Source organism: Simplicispira sp. 125, assembly GCF_003096555.1.
Taxonomy (GTDB): domain Bacteria; phylum Pseudomonadota; class Gammaproteobacteria; order Burkholderiales; family Burkholderiaceae_C; genus Simplicispira.
This window is the reverse complement of sequence record NZ_QEKM01000001.1, coordinates 1,216,624-1,238,220: the sequence shown is the minus strand read 5'-3', so window position 1 is coordinate 1,238,220 and position 21,597 is coordinate 1,216,624. Positions and strand designations below refer to the sequence as shown.

At 66.9% G+C, this 21,597-nt stretch carries 22 protein-coding genes; 15 read left to right on the top strand and 7 right to left on the bottom strand.

The annotated features are described in order from the left end of the window. Positions 1 to 21 precede the first annotated feature (21 nt). The gene (locus C8D04_RS05660; protein WP_116003976.1) at positions 22 to 1,551 is read right to left on the bottom strand and encodes an AlkA N-terminal domain-containing protein; all 1,530 of its coding nucleotides are present in this window, start codon (positions 1,549 to 1,551) and stop codon (positions 22 to 24) included. Between the two features lie 134 nt (positions 1,552 to 1,685). Between C8D04_RS05660 and C8D04_RS05655 the strand changes: the two genes are divergently transcribed. From C8D04_RS05655 to C8D04_RS05625, 7 genes are all read left to right on the top strand, one after another. Continuing rightward, positions 1,686 to 3,074, top strand: a complete 1,389-nt coding sequence (locus C8D04_RS05655; protein WP_116006041.1) for a phosphomannomutase/phosphoglucomutase — start codon at positions 1,686 to 1,688, stop codon at positions 3,072 to 3,074. A gap of 24 nt (positions 3,075 to 3,098) precedes the next feature. Further along, positions 3,099 to 4,472, top strand: coding sequence for a 3-deoxy-D-manno-octulosonic acid transferase (locus tag C8D04_RS05650; RefSeq protein ID WP_116003975.1), 1,374 nt, complete (start codon positions 3,099 to 3,101; stop codon positions 4,470 to 4,472). Between the two features lie 53 nt (positions 4,473 to 4,525). Continuing rightward, a complete protein-coding gene (locus C8D04_RS05645; RefSeq protein WP_116003974.1) occupies positions 4,526 to 4,831 on the top strand; it encodes a hypothetical protein in 306 nt (101 codons plus the stop codon). 164 nt (positions 4,832 to 4,995) lie between these two features. Beyond that, a complete protein-coding gene (locus C8D04_RS05640) occupies positions 4,996 to 6,168 on the top strand; it encodes a PLP-dependent aspartate aminotransferase family protein (protein ID WP_116003973.1) in 1,173 nt (390 codons plus the stop codon). 144 nt (positions 6,169 to 6,312) lie between these two features. After that, on the top strand, positions 6,313 to 7,872 hold the full coding sequence (locus C8D04_RS05635) for an FAD-dependent oxidoreductase (RefSeq protein ID WP_116003972.1): 1,560 nt from the start codon (positions 6,313 to 6,315) through the stop codon (positions 7,870 to 7,872). After that, positions 7,869 to 8,243, top strand: coding sequence for a DUF488 domain-containing protein (locus C8D04_RS05630; RefSeq protein WP_116003971.1), 375 nt, complete (start codon positions 7,869 to 7,871; stop codon positions 8,241 to 8,243). Before C8D04_RS05635 ends, C8D04_RS05630 begins: the two co-directional genes overlap by 4 nt. A 20-nt stretch (positions 8,244 to 8,263) precedes the next feature. Further along, a complete protein-coding gene (locus C8D04_RS05625) occupies positions 8,264 to 8,731 on the top strand; it encodes a carboxymuconolactone decarboxylase family protein (RefSeq protein WP_116003970.1) in 468 nt (155 codons plus the stop codon). A gap of 156 nt (positions 8,732 to 8,887) precedes the next feature. Here C8D04_RS05625 and C8D04_RS05620 read toward each other — a convergent pair whose 3' ends face one another. The 6 genes from C8D04_RS05620 to C8D04_RS05595 all read right to left on the bottom strand — a co-directional run bounded on the left by C8D04_RS05620 (position 8,888) and on the right by C8D04_RS05595 (position 16,497). Continuing rightward, positions 8,888 to 10,228, bottom strand: coding sequence for a TolC family outer membrane protein (locus C8D04_RS05620; protein WP_116003969.1), 1,341 nt, complete (start codon positions 10,226 to 10,228; stop codon positions 8,888 to 8,890). 75 nt (positions 10,229 to 10,303) lie between these two features. Next, a complete protein-coding gene (locus tag C8D04_RS05615) occupies positions 10,304 to 10,645 on the bottom strand; it encodes a rhodanese-like domain-containing protein (RefSeq protein WP_116003968.1) in 342 nt (113 codons plus the stop codon). Between the two features lie 16 nt (positions 10,646 to 10,661). Continuing rightward, positions 10,662 to 11,372 (bottom strand): protein-L-isoaspartate O-methyltransferase, encoded by a 711-nt coding sequence (locus C8D04_RS05610; protein WP_116003967.1) that lies wholly within the window; start codon positions 11,370 to 11,372, stop codon positions 10,662 to 10,664. A 51-nt stretch (positions 11,373 to 11,423) separates the two neighbouring features. Then, the gene (locus C8D04_RS05605; protein WP_116003966.1) at positions 11,424 to 14,615 is read right to left on the bottom strand and encodes an efflux RND transporter permease subunit; all 3,192 of its coding nucleotides are present in this window, start codon (positions 14,613 to 14,615) and stop codon (positions 11,424 to 11,426) included. A gap of 18 nt (positions 14,616 to 14,633) precedes the next feature. Then, a complete protein-coding gene (locus C8D04_RS05600) occupies positions 14,634 to 15,806 on the bottom strand; it encodes an efflux RND transporter periplasmic adaptor subunit (RefSeq protein WP_116003965.1) in 1,173 nt (390 codons plus the stop codon). 10 nt (positions 15,807 to 15,816) lie between these two features. After that, on the bottom strand, positions 15,817 to 16,497 hold the full coding sequence (locus C8D04_RS05595) for a TetR/AcrR family transcriptional regulator (RefSeq protein WP_116003964.1): 681 nt from the start codon (positions 16,495 to 16,497) through the stop codon (positions 15,817 to 15,819). Positions 16,498 to 16,659: 162 nt separating this feature from the next. On the opposite strand from C8D04_RS05595, the gene C8D04_RS05590 reads away from it, so the two are divergent. The 8 genes from C8D04_RS05590 to C8D04_RS05555 all read left to right on the top strand — a co-directional run bounded on the left by C8D04_RS05590 (position 16,660) and on the right by C8D04_RS05555 (position 21,597). Then, a complete protein-coding gene (locus C8D04_RS05590) occupies positions 16,660 to 17,304 on the top strand; it encodes an FmdE family protein (protein WP_116003963.1) in 645 nt (214 codons plus the stop codon). 30 nt (positions 17,305 to 17,334) lie between these two features. After that, the gene (gene msrA / locus C8D04_RS05585) at positions 17,335 to 17,907 is read left to right on the top strand and encodes a peptide-methionine (S)-S-oxide reductase MsrA (protein WP_116003962.1); all 573 of its coding nucleotides are present in this window, start codon (positions 17,335 to 17,337) and stop codon (positions 17,905 to 17,907) included. A 123-nt stretch (positions 17,908 to 18,030) separates the two neighbouring features. Beyond that, entirely contained in the window at positions 18,031 to 18,450 is a 420-nt protein-coding gene (locus C8D04_RS05580; protein WP_116003961.1) for a Fur family transcriptional regulator, read from the top strand. Beyond that, positions 18,447 to 19,115, top strand: coding sequence for an ATP-binding cassette domain-containing protein (locus C8D04_RS05575; RefSeq protein WP_116003960.1), 669 nt, complete (start codon positions 18,447 to 18,449; stop codon positions 19,113 to 19,115). The genes C8D04_RS05580 and C8D04_RS05575 overlap by 4 nt, the downstream gene beginning before the upstream one ends. Positions 19,116 to 19,120: 5 nt before the next feature. Next, positions 19,121 to 20,356 (top strand): FtsX-like permease family protein, encoded by a 1,236-nt coding sequence (locus C8D04_RS05570; RefSeq protein ID WP_116003959.1) that lies wholly within the window; start codon positions 19,121 to 19,123, stop codon positions 20,354 to 20,356. A 34-nt stretch (positions 20,357 to 20,390) separates the two neighbouring features. Next, positions 20,391 to 20,642 (top strand): hypothetical protein, encoded by a 252-nt coding sequence (locus tag C8D04_RS05565; RefSeq protein ID WP_199562974.1) that lies wholly within the window; start codon positions 20,391 to 20,393, stop codon positions 20,640 to 20,642. A gap of 4 nt (positions 20,643 to 20,646) precedes the next feature. Continuing rightward, on the top strand, positions 20,647 to 21,195 hold the full coding sequence (locus tag C8D04_RS05560; RefSeq protein ID WP_116003958.1) for a DUF3299 domain-containing protein: 549 nt from the start codon (positions 20,647 to 20,649) through the stop codon (positions 21,193 to 21,195). Further along, positions 21,196 to 21,597, top strand: coding sequence for a hypothetical protein (locus tag C8D04_RS05555; RefSeq protein ID WP_116003957.1), 402 nt, complete (start codon positions 21,196 to 21,198; stop codon positions 21,595 to 21,597).

Here is a 21,597-nt window from a genome sequence, read left to right as displayed (position 1 = left end):
AGGAGGGGAGAGCGCCAGCAGCTATTGATTCAATAGTGTTTGAGGGGCGGCAGCGTCCACGGGCCCTGTGCCCGCCCAGGCGCGCAGCACGGCGTAGCCGCGCCAGGGGCGCCAGGCGATGGCTGCTTCGGTGGCGGCCCGGGCAGGATTTTTGTGGCCTTGCACACCCAGGGCCTTGTGCAACGCCACGTCGCCTGCGGGAAAGGCGTCGGGCCAGCGCAACGCGCGCAGGGCGATGTACTGGGCCGTCCAGTCGCCAATACCGGGCAACTGGCACAGGGCGGCGGTGGTGGTCGCCACGTCGGCGCCGGGGTGCAGGGCGATCTGGCCACTGGTCACCGCCCGTGCCAGCACCACGATGGCCGCCTGGCGCTGGCGCACGATGCCCAGTTGCCCCAGCGCATCGCCCTCGGCCTGCGCGAGCACGGCGGGGGCTGGGAACAGGCGGTGCAGCGCGGGCCAAGGCGTGGTGATGGGCTCACCAAAGCGTTCCACCAGTCGCTGGCCCAGGGTGCGCGCAGCCGCCACGGTGATTTGCTGGCCCAGCACGGCGCGCACGGCCAGCTCAAAGCCGTCAAAGACGCCCGGCACACGCAGGCCATCGCCGGTGGGGAACGACGCATGCAGCACCGCATTGATGGCGGCCGGATCGGCATCCAGGTCCAGCAGGGCCCGCACCCGGGCAATCACCTGGGGCAGCACCGGGTACAGGCTGTCGCTGGTCTCGAGCAGCACCTGGTGGCGCGCCGTGTCAAAGCGGGCGCTCAGCCAGCCGGTCACCGCCTGGGCGCCGACCTGCAGGCGCACGGTACGCCGCAGCGCCAGGGCCTCGTCGGCCTGCGCCCACTCCACACCACCAAATTGCCGCTGCGCAAAAAAGGCCAACAGGGCTGGTGCATCGAACGGAGGGCGGTAGGCCAGCCGGATGCGTGCACTGGGCGTTGCACCGGGCGGGGCGCCTGTGCGGCGCAAGGCGGTGGGCTGCAGGCCGTAATGCTGCGTAAACGCCGCATTGAAGCGGCGCACGCTGCCAAAGCCGCTGGCCAGCGCGACCTGGGTGATCGGCATGGCCGTGTCGGTCAGCAACTGCTTGGCTGCCAGCAGGCGGCGGGTTTGCAGGTATTGCAGGGGCGAGACGCCCAGCGCCGCCTCAAAAATGCGGCGCAGGTGCCGGTCGCTCACGCCCAGGCGCTGCGCCACAGCAGTCATGCGCGGAGTGGCCTGTTCTGCGCCCCAGGTGTCCAGGGTATCGAGCAAGTGCACAGCCTGCTGCACCAGGATGCCCGAGGCATCCTGCACCGACCATACCAGCGCCTGGGGCGCTATCTCGGGCCTGCAGCGCAGGCAGGGCCTGAAACCGGCGCTCTCGGCCTGCGCCGCCAAGGCAAAGAAGCGGCAGTTCTCGCGCCGTGGCGTGCGCACGGCACACACCGGGCGGCAGTAGATGCCGGTGGAGGTGACGCCGGTAAAGAACTGTCCGTCAAAGCGCGCATCCCGCGCCTGCAAGGCGAGGTAGCGGCCATCATCGTTTGTGGAATCTGTGCGGGACATGGACGAATGATAGGCCGCTGCCGACCTGCTGCTAGCCGTTTTCGGACATGTGCCCGGTGCGAGCCATGCGCGGGGTGCCGGGGGCAGGCCCCTACAATCGGCGCCGGTTCCGTACACCTGTGAAAGCGACACCCGTGCAACTCTCGCCTGCCATTTTCAAAGCCTATGACATCCGGGGCATTGTCCCCACCACCCTCGACGACAAAGTCGCCCGGGGCCTGGGCCGCGCCTTTGGCGCCGCTGCCCGGGCCGAGGGCCAGACCACGGTGGCCGTGGGGCGCGACGGACGCCTGTCGGGCCCGGCGTTGTCGGCTGCCCTCATGCTGGGGCTGGCCGAGGCGGGGATGGAGGTGATCGACATTGGCCTGAGCACGACGCCCATGCTCTACTTTGCCGCCAGTACGCTGTGCAACAGCGGCATCCAGGTCACGGGCAGCCACAACCCCAAGGACTACAACGGTTTCAAGATGGTGCTCAATGGCCGCGCCATCTTTGGCGAGGAAATCCAGCAGCTCCGCCGCACCATGGAAGAAGAGCGCTGGCAGATCGAACCGGGCGGCTACATCCGCCAGGCCGATGTGCTGGCGGCCTACCGTGAACGCATCGTCTCGGACATCCGGCTCGCGCGCCCCATGAAAATCGTGGTGGACAGCGGCAACGGCATTGCCGGGGCTTCGGCGCCGGACATCTTTCGCGCCATTGGCTGCGAGGTGATCGAGCTGTTCTCAGAGGTGGATGGCAACTTCCCCAACCACCACCCCGATCCGAGCAAGCCCGAAAACCTGCGCGACCTGATTGCCGCCCTGCAGGCCAGCGACGCCGAACTGGGCCTGGCTTTTGACGGCGACGGCGACCGGCTGGGCATTGTTACCCGCGACGGCACCAACATCTTCCCTGACCGGCAAATGATGCTGTTTGCCCAGGACGTGCTCGCGCGCGTGCCCGGCGGCACCATCCTGTTCGACGTGAAATGCACGCAGCGCCTGGCGCCCGCCATTGAGGCCGCAGGCGGCAAGCCCCTGATGTACAAGACCGGCCACTCGCTCATCAAGGCCAGGATGAAAGAACTCGACTCCCCCCTGGGCGGCGAGATGAGCGGCCACATTTTCTTCAAGGAGCGCTGGTTCGGTTTTGACGACGGTACCTACGCTGGCTGCCGCCTGCTGGAGATTTTGAGCCGCCACGACGACCCCGGCGCCGTGCTCAACGGCCTGCCGAGCAGCCACAGCACCCCTGAACTGAACGTGGCCTGCGAAGAAGGCGAGCCCCACCGCCTCACCGCCGAGCTGCAGGCCCTGGCATTTGAGACTTTTGCCGCGCCCGCTCAGATCAACACCATCGACGGCCTGCGCGTGGACTGGCCCGATGGCTTTGGCCTGATCCGCGCCAGCAACACCACGCCGGTGCTGGTGCTGCGCTTTGAAGGCCACACGAGCGAGGCGCTGCACCGTATCGAATCGGCCATGCTGGCGTTGCTTGAACGGGTCAAGCCCGGCGCGCAAGTGGGTGCAGCGGCGCACTGAAGCCGCCACCACCCGTCTCCTTTCATGGCCCGATTGATCCTTCGCCTGTATTCGACGCTTCTCTGGTTGGCGCAGCCCCTGCTGCGCCGCAAGCTGCGCAGGCGTGCCGTGGCCGAGCCCGGCTATGGCAAAGCCATCAGCGAGCGCTTTGGCCGTTATCCGCAACCCATCGACAGCCTCATGCCGCACAGCAGCACCGATGCGCTGGGCCGGTTTTTGTGGATCCATGCCGTTTCGCTGGGTGAAACCCGCGCCGCGGCCATTTTGCTGACAGCGCTGCGTGACCAGTGGCCCGACATGCGCCTGCTGCTCACACATGGCACGGCCACAGGCCGCGCCGAAGGCGAAAAACTGCTGCTGCCCGGCGATGTGCAGGTCTGGCAGCCCTGGGATACGCCGGGGGCCGTGGCGCGGTTTTTGCGCAAATTCAAGCCCGTGGTCGGCATCCTGATGGAAACCGAGGTCTGGCCCAACTTGGTGGCCGGGTGCCGCCAGCAGGGCGTGCCGCTGGTGCTGGCCAATGCGCGCTTCAATGAACAATCGCTGCGCAAGGCGCAGCGCCTGGGCTGGCTGGCCCGCCCGGCGTATGGCGCGCTGACGGCCGTGTGGGCGCAAACCGAGGCGGACGCCGAACGCCTGCGCGCTATCGGTGCGCCCGTGCAAGCGGTGCTGGGTAACCTGAAGTTTGACGTGGTGCCCGATGTCGAACAGGTAACGCAGGGCCGTGCCTGGCGCACCACCAGCACCCGCCCCGTGGTCATGCTGGCCAGCAGCCGCGAGGGTGAAGAAGCACTGTGGCTTGAAGAATTTGTAAAAAATGGGGCTCCAGCGCCCACTGGTAAAGCGCTGTCAGCTATTGAATCAGTAGCATCCAAGGCTGCTCCGGCCCGCTCTGCGGTGCAATGGCTCATCGTCCCGCGCCACCCCCAGCGCTTTGACGAGGTGTACCAACTGCTCTCGCGTGCCGGTCTGCGCGTGTCGCGCCGCAGCCAGTGGGTGGCGGCACCGCCCGATGCCGATGTGTGGCTGGGCGACAGTCTGGGCGAAATGGCCCTGTATTACGGCCTGGCCGATGTGGCCCTGCTGGGTGGCAGCTTTGCGCCGCTGGGTGGACAAAACCTCATCGAAGCCGCCGCCTGCGGCTGCCCCGTAGTGCTCGGGCCCTATACCTTCAACTTTGCCGAGGCTGCGGTAGCCGCCTGCAGCGCAGGCGCCGCCCAGCGCGTGGACGACATGGCGCAAGGCCTGCGCTTGGCGAGTGAATGGGCCAGCGATCCCCGGCGCCTGGCCCGGGGCTGCACGCAAGCGGCGCAGTTCGCGCTGGACCACCGGGGCGCCGCCCAGCGCACGGCGGGTGCATTGGCGGATGTGCTTGCAGCAAGGCACGCGCGCAAGTAAGGTGGTGCGGTGGCTGCTGTGCGCCGCAATGCAGTGACGAGGAAAGGATCGACGTGAAGACTTGGTACTCGCAGTCGCTCGGCGACGGCATTCTCGCCTTTGAACCCAAGGAAGAATTGCGGGCGCAATTTGAGCCCTTGTTTGAAGCGACAGGCAAGCCGACCGATATGGCGGTGTTCACCCGGCACGAGCTGGAAGGGCGCTTGCAATGTGAAGTGATTGCCTATTTTTCCCCGGCTGCAGCTGCGCTGGCCCAGGCCGTTGGCGCCCGCCCCTGTGAGAGACCCGTCAACGCTGACCTTGACCTGCTGGCGGGTGACCCTGCCTGCTGGGCTGCGCTGTTCCCGGCAAGGCCTTAAACGGCTGCGCGCTGCGGAGCAGCGCGAGGCGCTTTTTATGTCAAAACACCCTCTCACGCTTATGGAATAAGCGCTGGCAGCTATGAAGACGGGAGCACAATGATGGCCCGTGTGCCGTGTTGCCCATGTGCGCCGGGGCGTCGCAACCCATCTCCCTTTGCACCATGACCCACCTGCGCACCCGCGCTGTCCACGCTGGCCAGCACCCCGACCCCACCACTGGCGCCATCGCCACCCCCATCAGCCAGACTACGGCGTTTGGCTACGGCACGCTGGAGCGCGGCGCCGCCATCTTTGCAGGCGAAGCACCCGGCTACCGCTACAGCCGCTTTGCCAACCCCACCGTGGCCGCGCTGGAGGCCAAGATGGCCGACCTGGAAGGCGCCGCAGCCGCCGTGGCGTTTGCCAGCGGCACGGCGGCATCGTCGTCGGTACTGCTGGGGCTGCTGAACCCGGGGGATGAACTGGTGTTTCTGGGCCCGCTGTATGGCGGTACCGAAGGCCTGCTGCGCTCCCTGGGCGAGCGCTGGGGCATCACGGTGGTGGACGCCACCACGCGCGGCCTGCAAGCCTGCCTGACACCGGCCACCCGCATGGTCTGGGTCGAAACCCTCACCAACCCCACGCTGCGCCTGCACGACCTGGCCCAGGTGGCCGCCGTGGCCCGTGCGCATGGCGCCATCACCGTGGCCGACAACACCTTCTGCACACCCTGCCTGGTGCGTCCGCTGGCGCTGGGCATCGACCTGGTGCTGCACTCCATGACCAAATACCTCGGCGGCCACGGCGACGCCACGGGCGGCCTGGTGGCCGGTTCAGAGGCCGTGGTGGGTGCCGTGCGCAAGACCGGCCTGGGCCATGTGGGCGGCAACCTGGCGCCGCAAGAGGCCTTCTTGTTTCTGCGCGGCATCAAAACCCTGCCATTGCGCATGGCCGCCCACTGCGAAGGGGCGGCCGCCGTGGCGCACTATCTGTCCACGCACCCCGCCGTGCGCGCCGTGCACTACCCCGGCCTGCCAAGCCACCCCCAGCACACACTGGCGCAGCGCCAGTTGCAGGGCGGGTTTGGCGGCATGGTGTCGTTCGATCTGGCGCGCAGCGAGCGGGCGGTGGCAGCGCAGGTGCTCAACCGCCTGGCGCTGTTCACGCAGGCCGTGTCCCTGGGCGATGTGGACAGCCTGGCCTGCCACCCGGCCAGCACCACGCACAGCTTTGTCTCGGCCCAGGCCCGCGCCGCCAATGGCGTGACCGAAGGGCTGATACGCCTGAGCGTGGGCATCGAGCACCCGGACGACCTGGTGGCCGATCTGGCGCAGGCATTGCAAAACGCCGCCTGAGTGTGCGACCAAATAGCCCTACTGGGTGACACTTTGAATCAACCGGCGTAGGCTGTGCCCATCGCCCCGGTGGAGCGCATGGCGCCGGTTTCACCCATCAGCCAATCAGGGGGGCGGGCGCCGTGTTTGACACAGGAGCCTGCCATGCCTGAAACCGAACCCGCCTTGCCGGGGCCCGACTTTGCCCAAGGCGTTGCCTTGGAGAGCATCCCCCCCAACGACATGCTGCTGGGCCACGCTTACGGCGAGGCCGTGCTCCTGGTGCGCCGGCGCGATGAGGTTTTTGCCGTAGGCGCCACCTGCACGCATTACGGTGGGCCGCTGGCGCAAGGCCTGTTGGTGGGCGAAACCGTGCGCTGCCCCTGGCACCATGCAGCGTTTTGCCTGCGCACCGGCGAGGCCCTGCGTGCGCCCGCGCTGGGCGGCATTGCCTGCTGGCAGGTCGAGTTGCGCGATGGCACGGCGTCTGTCACCGGCAAGCGCATGGCCGCGCCCGTGCATAAGCTGCCCGCCGCCGTGGGCCTGCCATCGTCCATCGTGATCGTCGGCGGTGGTGCGGCCGGGCAGGCCGCTGCCGAAACCCTGCGCCGTGAAGGCTATGCCGGCCCCGTCACGCTGCTGAGCGCCGATGCGGCCTTGCCTTGCGACAGGCCCAACCTGTCCAAAAACTACCTTGCCGGTACCGCGCCTGCCGAGTGGCTGACGCTGCGGCCGCAGGCGTTCTACCGCGAGCACGACATTGACGTGCGGCTGGGTGCGCGCGTGGCACGCATTGATGTCGCGCAGCGCCACCTGGAGCTGGTCGATGGCAGCCGGGTGGCTTATGGCGCCTTGCTGCTGGCGACGGGCGCCGAGCCGATGCGGCTCACTGTTCCCGGCGCCGATCTGGCGCATGTGCACACCCTGCGCACGCAGGCCGACGGTGAGGCGCTGGCCGCTGCGGCCCAGAAGGCACAGCGTGCCGTGGTGATTGGTGCCAGCTTTATCGGCCTGGAGGTGGCGGCGTCGCTGCGTGCTCGCAACGTCGAAGTGCATGTGGTGGGGCGCGAGACGCAGCTGATGGAAAAGGTGCTGGGCCCGCAGGTGGGCGCGCATTTGCAGGCGCTGCATGAAAAGCACGGCGTGGTGTTCCACCTGGGCACAGTCCCGGCGCGCATCACCACAAGTGAAGTGGTCTTGGGCAACGGCGAAACACTGCCCGCCGATCTGGTGGTGGTCGGCATTGGCGTGCGCCCAGCGCTGGCACTGGCCGAGCAGGCGGGCTTGTCCATGGACCATGGCGTGCTGGTCGATGAATATTTGCAGACCAGCGTGCGCGGCATTTTTGCGGCGGGTGACATCGTGCGCTGGCCCGATGCGCTGACGGGTGAGCGCCTTCGCGTGGAGCACTGGGTGGTGGCGGGGCGCCAGGGCCAGACCGCGGCGCGCAATCTGCTCGGGCGCAGCGAACGCTACGACGCTGTACCGTTCTTCTGGACTGAGCAGTACGACTTTGGCCTGTCGTACGTGGGCCATGCCGAGCGTTTTGACGAAGTGGCCATCGACGGCGATCTGGGTGCGCAGGATTGCACCATCACCTACCGGCGCGGGGGTCGCACCCTCGCGGTGGCCGTGGTGCACCGCGATCTGGCGGGTTTGCGCGCCGAGGTGGAACTCGAACGCGCCCTGGCCGCCCACAGGGCCGCAGCGAGGGCGCAGCCATGAGCGCCCCGGTACCTGCCAGCCATGTGCAGATCAAGCGCGCCTACGAACCACCAGCACCCGAGGACGGCACACGCATCCTGATCGACCGCCTGTGGCCGCGCGGCGTCAAAAAGGAGGCACTGGCCCTGGATGGCTGGAATAAGGAGCTGGCGCCCAGCACTGCGCTGCGCCAGTGGTTTGGGCACGACCCGGCGTTGTGGATCGAGTTTCAGCGCCGCTACGCGGCCGAGTTGCAGTCTCAGGCCGAGCCGATGGAAGCGCTGCGCGCGCTGGCGCGCAAGGGACGATTGACGCTGGTCTATGGCGCGCACGACGAGGTGCACAACAACGCCGTGGTGGTGCGCGCGCTGCTGCTGGCGCACGAGAAGTAAATTCATTCAAGGAGCAATGCATGCAGGAACGAATCGACTACCAAAAGGCCTCACCCGGCGCTTTCCAGGCGATGCTGGGGTTGGAAAAGCATGTGCACCAATCAGGGCTGGAGCCCGCGCTGCTGGAGTTGGTGAAAACGCGCGTATCGCAAATCAACGGCTGCGCCTATTGCCTGGACATGCACACCAAAGACGCCCGCGCTGCCGGGGAGACCGAGCAACGTCTGCACCTGCTTGCGGCGTGGCGCGAAACCGGGTTTTATTCGCCGCGCGAGCGCGCAGCGCTGGCCTGGGCCGAGGCCGTGACGCTGTTGGCCGGGCAGGGCGTGCCCGATGCGGTGTATGGCGAAGTGCGCCAGCAGTTCGATGAAAAGGCGCTGGTCGACCTGACGCTGGCCATCGTTGCCATCAATGGCTGGAACCGCCTCGCTGTGTCATTCCAGGCCCAGGCCGGTAGCTACCAGCCGCCGGGCGTAGCTACCCGCTGAGCCAAGGCCGCGCTTGTCGCCGTGCGCGATCACTCCCTTTCTCGCGTGCAAGGAGTTTTCCATGGATGAGCCTCTTGACCCTCATGCCGATGGATCGGCTGGCGCAGCACTTTAACGCTACTGTTTTAGTAGCTGCTTGCGCTTTTCTGGCATGCGTTATGGGGCCTTTTGAACCAAAAGTGCATTGATGGCCTGCACATCGCTCGCTTGCAGACTGCCCGCCGCCTGGCGCAGTTTGAGCGTGCCCAGCAGCACGTTGTAGCGGGCTTGGGCCAGGTCGCGTTTGGTCTGGTAGAGCTGGCTTTGCGCGTTGAGCACATCGATATTGATGCGCACGCCCACCTGGTAGCCCAGCTTGTTGGCGTCCAGCGCGCTCTGGCTCGATTGCTCGGCAGCCTCCAGCGCCTGGACCTGGCCAATGCCGGACTGCACGCCAAAGAAGGCGCTGCGCGTGGCCTGGGCGACGTTGCGGCGGGCGGTTTCGAGGTCGGCCTCGGCTTTTTGCTCCAGCGCCAGGGTTTCCTTCACGCGGTTCTGCACGGCAAAACCGGCGAACAGGGGCAGGTTCAGCGCCACGCCCACGGTGGCATTGTTGGTGCGGCTGTTGAGGCCCGGCGCGGTAATCGTGCCGTTGGGGTTGTGCTGTGCGGCGTAGCTGGCCTGCAGATCGATGGTGGGGCGGTGCCCGGTTTCGGCCTTGCGGGTCTCCAGGCGGGCCACTTCAAGGGCCAGCACGGCCTGGCGCACGCCGGGTTGCTGATCTTGCGCCGTTTGCACCCAGCTGTTCACGTTGTCGGGTGTGATGGAGGGCAGTTGCACGGGCTGGGCCAGCGGCTGGGGCTGGGCGCCCTGTGTGCCTGTGAGTTGGTCCAGGGCCAGGCGTTTGACCAGCAAGTCGTTCTGTGCGGCGATCTCTTGTGCGCCCACCAGGTCGAAACGGGCCTGTGCCTCGCGCGAATCGGTCACGGTGGTGGTGCCCACCTCAAAATTGCGTTTCGCGGCGGCCAGTTGCTCTGATACGGCAGATTTCAGGGCCTGCACGAAGCTCAAGGTATCTTGCGCGGCCAGCACGTCAAAGTAGGCCTGGCTGACGCGCACCAGCAGGTCCTGTGCGGCGGCGTCCAGCTGCGCCTGTGCTACATCCATGCCGCGCTGGCCTTGTTCGTAGCTGATGCGGTTGGCCGGACGGTACAGCGGTTGCGAGGCGCTGATCGCCATGCTTTGCGTGGTGCCGTTGTAGCTGAAGGACGGGCGGCTGACGTCGGTATTGGAGCGCGAGACCCCCGCGCTCAGGCCGGCGCTGGGCAGCAGGCCGGCCCGGGCCTGGTCGGCACGGCGCGCGGCGGCTTCGAGCTGGGCCTGGGCCGATTGCACGGCTGAGTCATAGCCCCGGGCCGCTTCGACGAGTTCCAGCAGGCTCTGGGCCTGCGCCGGGGCGGCAACGGCGGCGCCCAGCGCCAGGGTCAGTATCAGAGGGCGTAGCCGGAGCGATTGCATGGAGAGAGTCCTTCGGGAAAAGCCTGGAAATGCCGGAAAGTGGGGGGTGAACGGGTGCCCAGCGCGGGCAGGGCGTCAGTAGCGCGGAATGCCCGGGTCGTGCTCACGTGCCCACGCGTCGATGCCGCCTGCGATGTTGACCACCGCGTCATGGCCGTGCTGCGCGAGATACAGCGCCACCTGCTGGCTGCGCACGCCGTGGTGGCACAGGCAGGCGGTGGGACGATCAGGGTCTAGTTCTGCCAGGCGTTGCACCAGTTGCCCCATGGGGATGGCCAGCAGTTCGGCGCCTTTGGGTGCAACACTGGCCAGCTCGCGCTCCCAGGGTTCGCGCACGTCCAGTAGTACCGGTGATCCATCGGCGCTGGCCTGGGTGAGCCAGGCGGCCAGTTCTGCGGGACGTACTTGGACGATCATTGCGGTGTCGCTGCGCTCAGAACCGGAAAGCCGAGGGTTCGGCAAAATTCAGCAGGCGGGCGGCGTTGGTGTCCCAGGGGTAGGAAACGTCGAAACGGCTGCCTTGCTTGCGCACCGTGGTGACGCGCATGACCGGTTCCTGCCCTGCAATGGCAATCAGGCGGCCGCCGTCGCGCAGCAGGTCGAGCAACCGCGAAGGCACTTCGGCCACCGAGCCACTCAGAAGGATGGCGTCAAACGGGCCATCGGGGATGCTGCTGCGCGCACCGTCGCCTAAACGCACGCTGGCGTTGCGGATGCCGAAGCGTTCCAGGTTCTCGCGCGCCAGAATGGCCAGCGCGGGGTCGATTTCAAGGGTCACCACCTGGTCGGCGTACTGTGCCAGCAGGGCGGCCATGTAGCCTGAGCCGGCGCCGATTTCCAGCACGCGCTCATTTTTTTGCAGGTTCAGCTCCTGCAGCAGGCGTGCTTCAACACGCGGGGCCAGCATGCACTGGCCGATGCGCACGGCTTCGTCGGGGTCGCCCTGCAGGGGGATTTCCATGTCCATGAAGGCCAGGCTGCGGTAGGCCAGGGGAACGAAGTCTTCGCGGCGCACGCGGGCCAGGGTTTCCAGCACCCCACGGTCTAAAACGTTCCAGGGCCTGATCTGCTGCTCGATCATGTTGTAGCGTGCCTGCTCGATCGGGTCGCTGGTGTTGGCTTTCGTGTTCAGGGGCATGTTCATGGGGTATCTCCAGGGGGCAGAACGAGGGCAGGTCAGGACAAACCCGCGATTTTAGGATGCCTTGCGGCCCAACAGGCGCCGAGCCCATTGCGCCAGGTCGTCCATGTAGCAATAAACCACGGGCACCACCACCAGCGTCAGCAGTGACGAGGTGATCACCCCGCCGATCACGGCCTGGCCCATGGGGGCGCGCTGCTCGGAGCCTTCGCTGATGGCAAAGGCCAGCGGCACCATGCCGAAAATCATGGCCAGCGTGGTCATCAAAATGGGGCGCAGGCGCACGCGGGCGGCCATGAGCAGCGCGTCGTGGCGCGACATGCCGGGCGCGGGCTGGCCTTGCTCGTTGGTGTGGTCCTCGCGGGCACGGATGGCAAAGTCCACCAGCAAAATGGCGTTCTTGGTCACCAGCCCCATGAGCATGATGACGCCAATGATGGAGAACATCGATAGCGACGAGCCAAACATCAAGAGCGCCAGCACGACACCAATCAGCGTGAGCGGCAGCGCCGTCATCAAGGCCAGGGGCTGCACAAAGCTCTTGAACTGGCTGGCCAGAATCATGTAGATGAACACCACGGCCAGCAGCAGCGCCGAGATGGCGTAGTTGAACGATTCGGCCATGTTCTTGGTGGAGCCGCCGAACTGGTAACGGTAGCCGGGCGGGAAGGCCATGCTGTCGAGCGCTTTGCGGATGTCACCCGAGATCTCGCCGGCCGAGCGGTTGTACACGTTGGCGTTGATGGCGACTTCGCGTGTGAGGTCGCGCCGGTTGATCTGGTTGGGGCCGGTCGATTCGCGCACAGTGGCCACCTGGTTCAGGCGCACGATGCGGCTGTTGCCATCGGCACCGGTCACGGTAAAGGGCAGGCGCTCGAGGTCCTGCGGCGTGTTGCGTGCCTCGGGGGCAAGGCGCACGTTGACGTCGTAGGTTTGGTCGTCGGGGGCGCGCCAGTTGCCCACGGTTTGCCCGGCAATCAGGGTGCGCAGGCTGTTGGCCATTTGCGCCACGGACAGCCCCAGGTCCGAGGCCGCGTCGCGGCGCACATCGACGGCGATGACTGGTTTGTCGGGCTTGACGCTCGAATCGAGGTCCACCAGGCCGGGAATGGTGTTGATTTTCTCCTGAACGGCGCGCGTCAGGCGGGCCAGCTCCTGCAGATCGGGGCCTTGCAGCGAGAACTCGATCTGCTTTTGCCCGCCCACCGGGTCGAGCAGGCCCACGTGCGTCACCGTGATGCCCGGAATCTGGCGCAGCCGCTCGCGCAGCACGCCCGACATCTCGTCCACGCTGCGCTTGCGGTCCTTGCGATCGACCAGGCGCACATAGACGCTGGCGTAAATCTTGCCCTGCGTGCTGCCGGTGTTGATGGTCGAGAGCGTGTAGCGCACCTCGGGCATCTCGCGCACCACGGTCTCGACCTGGCGTGTCTTGGCCTCGGTGGCTTCGATGGATGCGCCCACTGGCACATAGAAGTTGATGGAGGTTTCCGAGAAGTCGGCCTTGGGCACGAACTCGGTGCCCAGCAGCGGCACCATGACCACGCTGAGCACAAAGATGCCCAGCGCCAGCGCCAGGGTTTTGAGCTTGTGCACCAGTGCCCAGCCGAGCACCTTTTGGTAGCCCTGGGCCAGGCGTTCGGTGGCGTCGTCGAACCAACCCGTCACGCGGCCGATGGTTCGGCCGTACAAGCTGCGGTCTTCCACGCGCTTGCCGTGGGCGTGGATGCTCGGGTCCTCCCAGATGGATGACAGCATGGGGTCGAGCGTGAAGCTGACGAACATCGAGATCAGCACCGCTGCCACGATGGTGATGCCGAATTCGTGGAAAAACTTGCCGATGATGCCGCCCATGAAGCCAATGGGCAAAAACACTGCCACGATAGACAGGGTTGTCGCCAGCACGGCCAGGCCGATCTCCTGCGTGCCCTCCATGGCCGCCTGGTAGCTGCCCTTGCCCATCTGCACATGGCGCACGATGTTCTCGCGCACCACGATGGCGTCGTCGATCAACAGGCCCACGCACAGGCTCAGCGCCATCAGCGTGATCATGTTGATGGTGAAGCCGAACATGTTCATGAACAGAAAGGTGCCGATCAGCGCAATCGGCAGCGTCAGCCCGGTGATGACCGTGGAGCGCCACGAGTTCAGGAACAAAAAGACGATGAGCACGGTGAGCAAAGCGCCCTCGATCAGCGTCTGGCGCACGTTGTCCACGGCCACGCGGATGGGGCGCGAGCTGTCGCCGATGGTCTCCAGGCGCACGCCCGGGGGCAGTTCCTTGCGCAGCGCCTGCACGGCGTCGTTGAGGCCATCGACCACCTCGATGGTGTTCTCGCCCTGGGCCTTCTGCACCGACATCAGCAGCGTGCGCTGGCCGTTGTAGAGCGCCAGGCTCTCCACCTCCTGCGGGCCGTCTTGCACACGGGCGAGCTGCTCGACGCGCACCGGGGTGCCTGCGCCGGCTTGACCGGCGGCTCCCTGGCCTTTGCGCGCCACGATGATCCTGCCGAAATCCTCGGGGCGCTCCATGCGCGCGTCAATCTGTACCACGCGGTCCTGGTCCAGCGAGCGCACGGCGCCCAGCGGCAGGTCCTGGTTTTCGTTGCGCACGGCCTGCGCCACCTGTTCGGGCGTGATGCCAAAGGCTTCGAGCGCCTGCGGATCGAGGTAAATGTTGATCTCGCGCCGTGTGGCGCCCACCAGTGTCACGGCGCCCACGCCGCGCACGTTTTCGAGGCGTTTTTTCAGCGTCTGGTCGGCCCAGGTGGTCAGCTCCACGGCGCTTTGGCGGGTGGCCTCGTCGCCGTCGGGCAGCACGGCCAGCGACCACACCGGGCGGCTGGCAGGGTCAAAACGCAGCACACGCGGCTCTTTGACCTCGGTGCGCAGCAGCGTGCGGATGGTGGCGACCTTTTCGCGCACGTCCTCGGCGGCCTTGCGGCCGTCGATGTGCAACTGGAACTCGATGATGACCACCGCCGAGCCTTCATAGCTGCGCGAGGTCAGGGCATTGATGCCCGCGATGGAGTTGACGCCTTCCTCGATCTTCTTGGTGACCTCGCTCTCCACGATCTCGGGCGAGGCGCCGGGGTAGTCGGCCGTGACCACCACCACCGGAAAGTCGATCTCGGGGAACTGGTCCACCTTTAGGCGCTGGTACGAAAAAACGCCCAGCACCACAAAGGCCAGCATGACCATGGTGGCAAACACCGGATTCTTCAGACTGACCTTGGTAAACCACATGCTGTGTCGTCCTGGCGGTCAGGGTTTGGCGGCGGGCGCACTGGCTGCAGGTGCAGCCTGGCTGCCCGGCAAGCGCAGTACCGTGCCTTCGGGCAGGGCGCCCACGCGTCCGGCCAGCACCAGCGTGCCCTCGGACACACCTTCGATGGCCACCACGGTCAGGTCTTCTTGTTGCACGCGCTGGCCGGTTTGCACGGCACGGTGCGCCACGCGGCCGTTGTCGGCCACCTGCACGTAGGGAATGGGTTTGTCGGTGCGCACCGCATCGAGCGGCACAGTCAGCCGTTCGGCATGGCCCACGGCCAAAGTGCCTTGCACGAACAAGCCCTGGCGCAGCGCGGGCAGGGCCTGGGTGTTGTCGATGGACAGATACACCGGCACTGCGCGGCTGCCTGCCTGGGCGCTGGGGTTGATGCGCACCACCGTGGCTTCCAGCGGCTCACTGATGCCTTCGACCCGCAAAGTGGCCTTTTGCCCCAGGCGCACGGCGACCGAGTCGGCCGGGCCCAGCAGGGCTTCGAGTTCCAGGCGCGAGAGGTCGACCACTTCCAGAATGCGGGCCTCCACGGCCACGCGCTCGCCATTTTGGGCAAGGCGCTGGGCGACATGGCCGCTGAGGGGGCTGCGCAACACCGTGTCGGCCATGGCCTTGCGGGCCACGTCGGCGGCGGCTTGGGCCGCCTGGTACGAAGCCTGGGCCGCCTGCAGACTGGCTTGCGAGGTATCGAGCGCGGTGCGCGAGATAAAGCCCTGGTCCACCAGGGCACGGTTGTTGGCAAACTGCCGCTGGCTGATATCCACCTGGGCCTTGGCCGCATCGGCCTGCTGCTGTGCCTGGCGCAGCCGGGCATTCGATTCGGTGGGGTCGGTGCGCGCCACTTCCTGGCCTGCGCGCACGGCGTCGCCCTCGCGCAGGCTCAAACCCTGCAGTTCACCGGCTACTCGGGCCTTGATGGTGGCTGTCTGCACCGCACGCAAGCTGCCCGAGATCGGAATGTCGAGCGACAGGTTCTGCTTGCGCACGGGACGCACTTCCTCGGAAGCAATATCCATCACCACCGGGCGGGTGGCCGCCGTAGAGGCGACCAGTGCCTTTTGCTGCGCCTGGCGCGCCGAGATGGCACGCCAGGCGCCGCCGGCGACCAGCGCGATAACGATGGCGGTGGCCATCCAGGGAATCCAGCGTTTCATGGTGGAAAAGTCAGGCAGAGGGAGGTGGAGGGGCAGGGTCCGGGCGGGCCAGCAGGCCGTGCAGCAGGTTATCAACCTGGCAGTGGATGTAGTCCTGCGGACTGAAAGCCATGGAATCGGGCACGCAGGCTCCGATGGAATGCTTCCAGAGCATCAAAAAAATCATGGGGGCCAACACGGCATACACGGCATAGTCCAGGTTGACGGCCCGGAACTCACCGCGCGTGATGCCGCGTTGCAGCACGCTGCGTATCAGTTGCTGGCCGGGCTCGATGACTTCGCGCTGGTAAAACAGGGTGAGTTCGGGGAAATTGCCCGCCTCGCTGAGCATGAGCTTGGTGATGCCCGAGGCGCGGGTGGAGCCAATGCTTTCCCACCACGTGGCGTAGCTCAGGTGCAGCATGTCGGCGGTGTTGCCCTGGAACTGCGCCAGTTCCTGCCCCCATTCGTCAAACCGGCCCACGATGCTTTCGCGCACCACGGCCTTGAAAAGCTCTTCTTTGCTGGGAAAGTAGAGAAACAGCGTGCCCTTGGACACTCCGGCGCGTGCGGCCACCTCGTCCACCTTGGTGGCGGCGTAGCCCTTTTCCACAAAAAGGTCCAGGGCAGCCTCCAGCAACTCACCGGGGCGGGCTTCTTTGCGGCGCTCGCGCTTGGGTGCAGGAGGGGAGGGCGGAACAGATGTGGGCACGCAATTATTTACTGACTGACTGGTTAGTAATATAGCAAAACCACCCACAAGGGTCAACCGCAGAGCATGTGTGCAATGGCCCCATTGCGGGAAGGCGCGCAGAAATGTTTAGGATGGTCGATCAGCACGCCATGTGCAGCACCCTCACGCAAGAAAGACGCCATGACCGAACCGCAAGACCTGGGATTTCCAGCGTTCTATTCCGAGGCGCCCACGATCAAGCTGCGCGACCCGCTGGCCCAGTTTTTGGGCGCGGCGCGCCACGGCGTCATTGAATACCGCTATACCGATGTGGTGCGCCTGTCGGGCCACTCGTGCCCCACCGTGGCGGGCGCCTACCTCATGGCCCTGCATGGCCTGCGTGCGCTCTATGGCACCGAGATGCCCGTGCGGGGCGATGTGGAAGTTTTCATGCGCGATGCGCCGGGCAGTGGCGTGACGGGCGTCATCTCTTCAGTGGTGCAGTTGGTGACAGGGGCCGCCGGGGAAACAGGGTTCCCGGGCGCAGGCCAGCTGGCCCTTTTCGCACGCAAGAACCTGCTGGTCTTTGGCGCCGACGTGGACGGCGTTTTGGGCATGCGCCGCCGCGATACGGGCAAGGCCGTCACGGTGCACTTCGATAATGCGGTCGTGCCCTGGCCTGGCGAGATGCGGCCGCTGATGACCAAGGCCTTTGCCGATCAGGCCAACAGCGCAGAGCTGGAGCGTTTTGCCCAGTTGTGGCAAGAGCGCGTGCGATCGATGCTGGTCGAATATGCTGACAACCCTGCGCTGGTGTGGGTGAGCGACTGGCAGCCCGCCCCGTGAAACCCACCGCACTGCAAGGAAACTGACGTTATGGATATTGCAAGCAGTCAACCCGGCTCCGCTTCTGCGGCGCAAGAGTCCGTTATCACGCTGGGCGGCGGGTGTTTTTGGTGCACCGAAGCCGTGTTTGACAGCGTGCGCGGCATCACCGATGTGGAAAGCGGCTACTGCAACGGCCATACGGAGCGCCCCCGGTACGAGCAAGTGTGCACCGGCAGCACCGGCCATGCCGAGGTGGTGCGGCTGCGGTTTGACCCCACCATCATCTCGGTGCGCGAGATTCTGGAAATCTTCTTCGCCACGCACGACCCCACCACACTCAACCGCCAGGGCAACGACGTAGGCACCCAGTACCGCAGCGGCATCTATTACGAAGACCCCGCGCACCGCCAGGTGGCCGAAGACATGGTGCGCGAAATGTCGCAAGACAAGCTGTTTGGCGCACCCATCACCACCGAGGTGCAACCCTTGCAGAACTACTGGCCGGCCGAGGACTACCACCAGGACTATTACGCCCACAACCCTTCGCAGGGTTACTGTGCTTATGTGGTCGGCCCCAAAGTGGTCAAGTTCCGCCAGACCTTTGCGCGCTTCCTCAAATAGCCGCTGGCGGCTGCAGGGGCAGGGCATAATGCAACCCGATTGCGTTATTGTCCCGCCAGCCCCTGCATGTCCACCCCATCCATTCCATTCACCGCATCCCCCTCCTGGCCCTTGCCGCCCGGTATGCGCGCCACCCGCGCTACCCGCGCTTTGGGTGCGCTGTACCAGGCGCAGCCCCAGGCCACGCTGAGCGTGCCCGAGGTGGCTGTGGCCCTGGACGCGGCCGGTGTGCAGGTCAACCGGGTCACGGTGTACCGCCTGCTCGACCGCTTTGCCGCAGCCGGCCTGCTGCAGCGCCAGATCGACGGTGCCCGGGTCACCCGCTTCGCGTTGGCCGCGCCGGGCCACGACGGTGCCGCCCCGCGCTTTGAATGTGGCGGCTGCCACCGGCAGTTTCGGCTGGCCCAGGGCTCGGCCCGCATGCAGGCGGCCCTGCGCCCCTTGCTGCGCACGCTGGCCCAGGCCGGGCACGAGAACCTGGCCGTAGACATTGCCGTGCACGGCCTGTGTGCGGGCTGCGCCCACCCTGAGGGCGCTGCATGATCCGCACCCGGGGCCTGGCCCACGCCTATCCGGGCGCGGCCCTGCGGCGCTTTCCGGATGTCGATGTGCGCCAGGGCGGCACGCTGCTGGTGCGCGGGCGCTCGGGCAGCGGCAAATCCACCTGGCTGTCGCTGGTGGCCGGGCTGCGCGGCACGGCCACGGGCGACCTGTTTGTGGCGGGCCTGCAGATTGGCACGCAGCGCGGTGCCGAAATCGACGCCTGGCGCGCCCGCAGCATCGGTTTTTTGCCGCAAAAACTGCACCTGAGCAGCGCGCTCACCGTGGCCGACAACCTGGCGCTGGCCTACTTTGCCGCAGGCAGGCCGCGTGACGATGCCGCCATTGCCCGTGCACTAGAGCACCTGGGCGTGGCCGACCTTGCCGCGCGCAGGCCGCACCAGCTCTCGGGCGGGCAGGCGCAGCGCGTGGCACTGGCGCGGGCCGTGCTGTTGGCGCCCGAGGTGCTGCTGGCCGACGAACCCACCGCCAGCCTGGACGACGAAGCCGCCGCCTGTGCACTGGCCCTGCTGCAAAGCAGCGCCGCCGCCTGCGACGCCACCCTGGTGATCGCCACGCACGACCACCGCGTGGTGCAGGCCCTGGCGGGTGCCGTGGTGCTGGATTTGAATGAAATAAGCCTCCAGGGCAATACGGACAAGCGCTAGAAGCTATGAAAAAAATAGCATACATGGCACGTCTGTCCTGGCGCTACCTGTGGTCGCGCCCGCTGGCCGCCGCGCTCAACCTGCTGCTGCTCAGCCTGGGGCTGGCCACCATCACCCTGGTGGTGCTGGCAGCGGCGCAGCTTGACCAGGCGTTTGAGCGTGACCTGGAGGGCATCGACCTGGTGGTGGGTGCCAAAGGCAGCCCGCTGCAGCTCATCCTGGCGGGCGTGTTCCACATCGACACCCCCACCGGCAACATCCCCCTGCAGGAAGTGCAGGCCCTGCAGCAGCACCCGCTGGTGTCGCAGGTGATCCCGCTGAGCCTGGGCGACAGCCATGCGGGCTACCGCATCGTAGGCACCACGCCCGACTACCTGGCGCACTACGGCGCCACGCTGGACCAGGGGCAGCCCTGGCAGGCCCCGATGGAAGCCGTGCTGGGCGCCACGGTGGCGCGCGATATGGCCCGCGCGGGGCAGGGCGGCGCACCGTTGGTGGGCGCCCGGTTTGTGGGCAGCCATGGCCTGGGTGGGGGTGGGCACGCGCACGGCGACCAGCCCTACCGCGTGGCGGGCGTGCTGGCGCCCTGCGGCTGCGTGCTCGACCGGCTCATCCTCACCGCGACCGAGTCGGTGTGGCAGGTGCACGAAAGCGCCACCGCCGCCGACAAGGACGACCTGCAGGCCCTGCAGCAAGAGCGCGAAGTGACCGTGGCCCTGCTGCGCTACCGCACGCCCCTGGCCGCCGTCACGCTGCCGCGCTACATCAACGCGGGCACCGCCCTGCAAGCGGCTGCGCCCGCCATCGAGGTCACCCGCCTGCTGCGCCTGCTGGGTGTGGGCGCCGACGTGCTGCGCGCCATGGGCGGCGTGCTGCTGGCCGTGGCCGCACTCAGTGTGTTCATTGCGCTGTGGAACGCCGTGCGCGAACGCCGCGCCGACATTGCCATGCTGCGCATGCTGGGTGCGCCCCCCGGGCGTGTGGCCGGGCTGTTGCTGTGCGAGGCGCTGTGGCTGGCGCTGCTGGCGAGCAGCCTGGGCCTGCTGCTGGGCCATGGCCTGGCCGAGGTGCTGGGCCGCGTGTTGCAAGCCCAGGGCCTGCTGCCCGTGACCGGCCTGCGCTGGCTGCCTGCCGAGGCCGGTGTGCCGCTGCTGGCGGTGGCCGTGGCCACGCTGGCCGCATTGGCGCCCGCGTTGCAGGCCTACCGCAGCGACGTGGCCGACCTGCTGGCACAGCCCTGAATTTGTTCAAATCTCCCTGAAAGAACCCCGCACCATGAAAAAACTGCACACCGCCCTGGCCTCGGCCTGTCTGCTGCTGGCCTGCGCCAGCGCACAGGCACAAACCCACACCGATAAGGAAACCCAGGCCGACATCCAGCGCCACCGCGCCATGGCGGCCGCACACCAGGCCGCCGCCCAGTGCCTGGAGGCAGGCAAGGGCGAAGCGGTGTGCATGAAAGAGCTGCAGGCCGCCTGCAAGGGCCTGGCCATTGGCAAATACTGCGGCATGAAACACGCGCACTAGAGCCATGGCCTGGCAACGCCCCTTCTTTTTGCTGGCCCTGCTGAGCTTTGCTGCGGCTGCCTCGGCGCAATCCGTGCCAGCGCAGGGCGGGGCGCCTGTGCTGACATCGCCCGTGCCCGGCGCCGCCGCGCTGCCCCAGGGCAGCGGCCCCGGCTACCACAGCCCCGAAAGCCCGATCGCGCCCCTGCCGCAGCGCAGTGATGTGCTGCCCTGGCCGCTGTTGACCGACCTGGCCAAAAAAACCACCCAAACCGCCGTGCTACCCCAGTTCAATACCGCGCAGCAGGCCCTGCACAAGACGGTGCAGCGCATTCAGGGCTTCATGCTGCCGCTGGACGCCAAGGCCACGCAAACGCATTTTTTACTGACGGCCGTGCCACTGACCTGTTCGTTCTGCATTCCTGGCGGGCCTGAGAGCATGGTGGAGGTGCGCGCCAAAACCCCCGTGCGCCATTCGCTCGAACCCGTGGTGGTGGAGGGGCGCTTTGTGCTCCTGAACAACGACCCCTATGGCCTGTTCTACCGCATGGTCGATGCGGTGCCCGTGAAGTAAATGCCCGCCCAGCAGCCGCACAGCCCTTTGCACCGCCGCCTGATCAGCGGTGCGGCCCTGCTGTGGCTGCTGCTGGCCTTGGTGTGGGTGCCGTCGCTGGGCCGCTGGCACCAGGTGGCGCATGCCCAGCCACTGGCCCAGGTACATGCAGGCCATGGGGCCGCAGTGGCCCCGGCGGTGGCCACCAGCGCCTTCCTGCCGCCCTTGCTGGCAAACCACAGCCTGGCCGACTGCCTGCTGCTCGACCAGCTTGCACTGGCCGATGCCGCCCCTTCGGGCCCCCCGGCCATGGCGCCCACGGCGCCTGCCGTGGCACCCGCGCCCCTGCCTGCACCCGGTGTGGCCCAGCGCCACGTTGCGCTGTTCCAGGCCCGGGGCCCGCCCCCGCAGGCGCGGGGCTGA